The following is a 5,842-nucleotide window of genomic DNA, read 5'->3' as shown; positions in this document are numbered from 1 at the left end:
GGGGGAGGGGGATGGCGGCCATGGCGCCGGTGCCGGCGAGGGTGGTGAGGGCGTGGGCGCGGGTGGTGATGATGGTGGCGGCGTCGGTGAGGGTGAGTGCTCCGGCGGTGTAGGCGGCGGCGATTTCGCCTTGGGAGTGTCCGATGACGGCGTGGGGGTGGATGCCGTGTGTTTTCCAGAGGTGGGCGAGGCTGGTGGTGATGGCGAATAGGAGGGGTTGGATGATGTGGGGTGGTTGGTGGGTGGGGTCCAGGGTGGTGAGGGTGTGGATGAGGTCGGTTCCGGTGTGGGGTTTCAGTGCTTGGTTGCAGGCGTCCATGTGCTCGGCGAACGCGGGTTCGGCGTCCAGGAGGTCGACGGCCATGCCGGGCCATTGCGACCCCTGCCCCGGAAAAATGAACACGACCTTGGGTTGACTGCTATTCGCCACACCCTGCACCACGAGCGAGCTTGGCTCTCCCCGGCGCAACGCGTCGAGCCCTTCGCGGAATTCTTCGGGTCGGGAAGCGACCACTGCGGCCCTGTGCGGGAAATGCGTGCGCGTGGTCGCCAATGCGTGAGCTATCTCGGCGGGATCGGCATCATCCGGAATGTGCTCCGCCAGACGCGCGGCCTGGTCGCGAACGGCCTGCTCGCTCTTTCCTGAAAGAACCCATGCCACGGGACGCGGCTCGGGGTTTTCCTGCCGTTCGACAATGGCCTTTTCAGGGGCGGCTTCGAGGATGATGTGGGCGTTGGTGCCGCTGATCCCGAACGACGACACCCCGGCGCGGCGAGGCCGTCCGGTGTCGGGCCAGGCGGTCGTCTCGGTGAGGAGGGAGACCGCGCCGGTTTCCCAGTCGACATGGGGTGTTGGCTCGTCCACGTGCAGGGTCTTGGGCAGGACGCCCTCCTGCATCGCCATGACCATCTTGATGATCCCGGCGATACCTGCGGCGGCCTGCGTGTGCCCGATGTTCGACTTGACCGACCCCAGCCACAGCGGTGCCGCACCGTCGCGGTTCTGCCCGTAGGTGGCCAGCAGCGCTTGCGCCTCGATCGGGTCACCGAGTGTTGTGCCCGTCCCGTGGGCTTCGACGGCGTCGATCTCGTCAGGGGTGAGGCGCGCGTCGGCCAACGCCGCGCGGATGACGCGCTGCTGCGACGGCCCGTTCGGCGCGGTCAGCTGGCTGCTGGCCCCGTCCTGGTTGACCGCCGAGCCCCGGACGATCCCGAGGACCTGATGGCCGTTGGCCTCCGCGTCCGACAGCCGCTCCAGCACCAGCAGCCCGACGCCCTCGCCCCAGCCGACCCCGTCGGCACCGGCCGCGAACGCCTTGCAGCGGCCGTCAGGTGAGAGGCCGCGCTGCCGGCTGAACTCGACGAACAGGCTCGGCGTCGCCATCACCGTGACGCCGCCCGCGAGGGCCAGGTCGCACTCGTCGGAGCGCAGCGCCCGGCACGCCTGGTGGACGGCCACGAGCGACGACGAGCACGCCGTGTCGATGCTCACGGCGGGCCCCTCGAAGCCGAACGTGTACGCGACCCGTCCGGACGCGACGCTGTAGGAGCTGCCCGTGCCGATGAACCCCTCGAACTCCGCGGGGACCCGTTCGATCATCCGTCCCGCGTAGTCGCCGTACATGATGCCGCTGAACACGCCGGTCCGGCTGCCGCGCAGGCCGTCCGGGACGATACCGGCCCCTTCGACGGCCTCCCAGGCGGTCTCCAGGAGGAGTCGTTGTTGGGGGTCGATGGCGAGTGCTTCGCGGGGGCTGATGCCGAAGAAGGCGGGGTCGAAGTGGTCGGCGTTGTGGAGGAATCCGCCGTGGCGGGTGTAGGTGGTGCCGGTGTGGTCGGGGTCGGGGTTGTAGAGGTGGTCGGTGTTCCAGCCGCGTTGGGTGGGGAAGTCGGTGATGGCGTCGGTGCCGTCGGCGACCAGGCGCCACAGGTCCTCGGGTGTGGTGACGCCGCCGGGGTAGCGGCACGCCATCCCCACGATCGCGACCGGCTCCCGCGACGCCTCGGAGAGGCGCTGGTTCTGCTTGCGCAGCCGCTCGTTCTCCAGCAGGGACGCGCGCAGCGCCTCGACGAGTTTCTCTTCAGCAGGCATCAGGAATCCCCGGTGTGCGTCACGTGTCGGTGTTGGCCAGCGCGATCTCGATCAGGTCGGCCGCGCCGGCCTCCGCGATGGCCGTCGCCTGGTCGGCGCCGGCGTCCGCCGGTTCCGCAGCGGTCGCGGTCGCGGTGAGCCCGGCCAGCCGCGTCAGCACCTCCATCAGCCCGGCCTCGCGGAGCCGCTCCAGCGGGATCGCGGCGATCGCGCGGCGCAGCTCTTCGTCCTGCGCGGCGCCGTCCCCGCCGGCGACCCCCAGCTCGCCGTGCAGGTAGCGGGCCAGCGCCAGCGGCGTCGGGTAGTCGAAGGCGACGGTGGGCGGCAGCCGCAGGCCCGTCGCGGCGTTGAGCCGGTTGCGGAACTCCACGGCGGTGAGGGAGTCGAAGCCGAGGTCGAGCAGGCCCCGCTCCGCCTCCACCTCGCCGGGGTCGGCGTACCCGAGCACCGTGCTGATCTGCTCGCGCAGGAACTCCAGCAGCATCCGCTCCTGATCGGCGCCGTCCCGGCCGGTCAGCCGCCGGACCAGCGTGTCCCGTGCCACCGCGCCCCGGCGGGCCGGCTCGCGGACCAGGCCGCGCAGCGGGGGCGGCAGCATCCCCGCCGCCGCCACCGCGCGCAGCGCGGCCGTGTCGAGCCTGGCCGGGACGAGCAGTGCCCGGTCCTTCGTCTGGAGCGCCATGTCGAGCAGGGCGAGCCCTTCCTCGCTGGAGAGCGGAGTGAGTCCGCTGCGGGTGAGTCGTGCGTGATCGGCTTCGTTAAGAGCCTGCGTGATCCCGCTTGAGTCCTCCCAAAGGCCCCACGCGAGGGAGATGGCGGGAAGCCCTTGCGTACGGCGGTGGTGGGCTAGGGCGTCGAGGTAGGTGTTGGCGGCGGCGTAGTTGCCCTGCCCCGGGTTGCCGAGGGTTCCGGCGGCGGAGGAGTACAGGACGAAGGCTGATAGGTCGCGGTTCTGGGTGAGTTCGTGCAGGTTCCAGGCGGCGTCGACTTTGGGGCGCAGGACGGTGTCGAGGCGCTCCGGCGTGAGGTTGGCGATGGTTGCGTCGTCGATGGCGCCGGCGGTGTGGATGACGGCCGTCAGGTCGGGGGTGGCGTCGAGGAGGTCGGCCAGGGCGGTCCGGTCGGTCAGGTCGCAGGCGGTGATGGTGACCTCCGCGCCGAGGTTGGTGAGTTCGGTGGCGAGTTCGTTCGCGCCGGGGGCGCCAGGACCTCGGCGGCTGACGAGGATGAGCTTCCGGACGCCGTGGTGGGTGATGAGGTGGCGGGCGGCGAGGGCGCCGAGGGTGCCGGTGCCGCCGGTGATCAGGACCGTGCCGTCCGCGTCCAGCGTGACCGCGTCGTCCGCGCCGGGCGCGGACGCGCGACCCAGCCTCGGGACGTAAAGGCGCCCGTCCCGGACGGCCACCTGCGGCTCCCCGGACGCGGCGACCGCCCGGACCAGTTCCGGTGCGAGGTCGTCGGGGGCGTCGATCAGGACCAGCCGTTCCGGAGCCTCTCCCTGGGCCGACCTGACCAGGCCCCAGACGGCTGCGCCCGGCAGGTCGGTGACGTCCTCCCGAGAGCCGATCGCGACGGCGCCCCTGGTCACGACCGCGAGGCGTCCCGTGGCGTCCCCGGCCAGGAACTCCCGCACCTGCTCCAGCGTGTCCGCGACTGCGGTGTGGACGGCCGCCACCGGGTCGGCGCCTTCGGGCGTCCGGTAAGCGAACACGGCCGGCTCTGGCTCGCCGGCGTCTGCGGTCGCGGCGGTGGCGAGCGGCGTCCAGCCGAGCTCGAACAGGGCTCCGGTGGGCGCGAGCTGCTCGGACCGGACGGCGCGGACGGTGAGCGACTCCGCCGTCAGTACCGGCGCCCCGGACGCATCGGTCAGCTCAAGGGACACGGTGTCGTTCCCGGTCCGGGACAGCCGCGCCAGCAACGTCGTCGTGGTGGGCGCGGCGTAGAAGGTGACGCCCTGCCAGGCGAACGGCAGCCGTGCCCCGCCCTCGTCGCTCAGGAGCGCGATTCCGTGCAGCGCCGCGTCGAGCAGCGCCGGGTGGACGCCGAACGCGCCGCCCTCCAACTCGTCGGGAAGCCCGATCTCGGCGATGACGGCGTCTTCGTCCCGCCAGGCTTTCTGGAGGCCCTGGAAGGACGGGCCGTAGACCATCCCCGCGTCGGCGAAGCGCTCGTAGAGGTCGTCGACGTCCACACGGGCGGCCTCTTCGGGGCGCGGCGCCGCGGGCGCCTCCCGGGGCTCGTCCGCGGTTTGCGCGAGCACACCGTCGGCGTGGCGCGTCCAGTCGCCGTTCTCCGTGCGCGACTGGACCGTGATCGTCCGATGCCCGTGCTCGTCCTCTGCCCCGATGGCGACCTGGAGTTGGGTGCCGTGGTCGTGGTGGAGGGAGAGCGGGGTGTGGAGGGTGAGGTCGTGGACGTGGGGCGTGCCGGTGGTGTTCGCGGCGTGGAGAACGAGGTCGAGGAGCGCGGTCGCCGGAACGAGTATGTGGTCCTGGATGGTGTGGTCGCCGAGCCAGGGGTGTTCCTGGGTGGTGATGCGCCCGGTGAAGAGGTGCCCGCCGTCGGGGAGCGCGGTCTGCGCGTGGAGGAAGGGGTGGTCGGCGGTGTCGAGCCCGGCGGCTGAGATGTCGGTGCCCTGTGCGGGGTTGAGCCAGTAGGGCTGGTGCTGGAAGGGGTAGGTGGGCAGGTCGGTGGGTGTGCCGTTGAGGACGGAGTCCCAGTTGGGCGAATGGCCGTGGGTGTGGAGTTCGGCTAGCGCTGTGACGGCTGCGTGGACTTCGTCGCTGCTGGGCTTTTGTGTGGCGGTGTAGGAGGGTTCGGGGTTTGTGAGGTTGCTGTTTTGGGTGAGTGTGGTGAGGGTGTTGTCGGGTCCGATTTCGAGGTAATGGGCGATCTGGTGCTGCTGGTGGAGGGTCGTGATGGCGTGGTGGTAGTCGACGGTGTTGCGGATGTGGTTGGTCCAGTAATCAGGTGTGGTGATGTCTCCGGGGTTGGTCGTGGTGATCGGAATTTGCGGCGGGTGGTAGGTGATTTGCTCGGCGGCCTCCCGGAACTCCTCCAGGATTGGGTTCATGTGTGGGGAGTGGAAGGCGTGGCTGACGTTGAGGGTTTTGGTTTTGCGGCCTTGGTTGGTGAAGTGTGCGGCGACGGTGTGGGCTTGGTGGTGGTCGCCGGAGATGACCAGGGAGCGTGGGGTGTTGATGGCGGCGATGCTGAGTTGGTCGGTCAGATGCGGCTGGAGTTCTTGGGCGGTCGCTTGGATGGCGATCATGGCGCCGGTGGCGGGGAGTTGCTGCATGAGGTGGCCGCGGACGGTGACCAGGTGGGCGGCGTCGGGGAGGGTGAGGGTGCCGGCGATGTGGGCGGCGGTGATCTCGCCGATGGAGTGTCCGGCGAGGTGGTCGGGCCGCAGGCCCCAGTGCTCGTAGAGCCGGTACAACGCGGTCTCGAACGCGAACAGAGCCGGTTGGGCGTTCCCGGTCTGGTGTAGGTCGGCGCTGTCGCTGAACATCAACTCTTTCAGACCATCGGGCAGGTACTGCATGGCCTCATCGAGAGCGTCCCCGAAGACGGGGAAGGTCTCGTAGAGGTCGCGTCCCATGCCTGGGCGTTGGCTCCCCTGTCCGGTGAACAGAACCGCGAGCTTTCCGGGCTGGGTGCGGGTGGGAGTCAGTGTGGTGAGCCCGGAGAGGAGTTCGTCGCGGGAGCGTCCGACTACGGCGGCGCGGTATCCGAAATGCACCCGAGTAT

At 70.4% G+C, this 5,842-nt stretch carries 2 protein-coding genes; both read right to left on the bottom strand.

Features of this window, described 5'->3' with window-relative positions; all coding sequences use genetic code 11:
- On the bottom strand, positions 1–2,092 hold a 2,092-nt coding region (locus tag ETD96_RS40110; protein WP_138641712.1), incomplete at its 3' end, for a type I polyketide synthase.
- A gap of 19 nt (positions 2,093–2,111) precedes the next feature.
- Positions 2,112–5,834, bottom strand: coding sequence for a type I polyketide synthase (locus tag ETD96_RS40105; protein ID WP_274704685.1), 3,723 nt, complete (start codon positions 5,832–5,834; stop codon positions 2,112–2,114).
- Between the last annotated feature and the right edge of the window lie 8 nt (positions 5,835–5,842).

The organism is Actinomadura geliboluensis (genome assembly GCF_005889745.1).
In the GTDB taxonomy this organism is placed as follows: domain Bacteria; phylum Actinomycetota; class Actinomycetes; order Streptosporangiales; family Streptosporangiaceae; genus Spirillospora; species Spirillospora geliboluensis.
The sequence above is the reverse complement of the archived record's forward strand: the minus strand, read 5'-3'. Positions and strand labels throughout refer to the sequence as shown.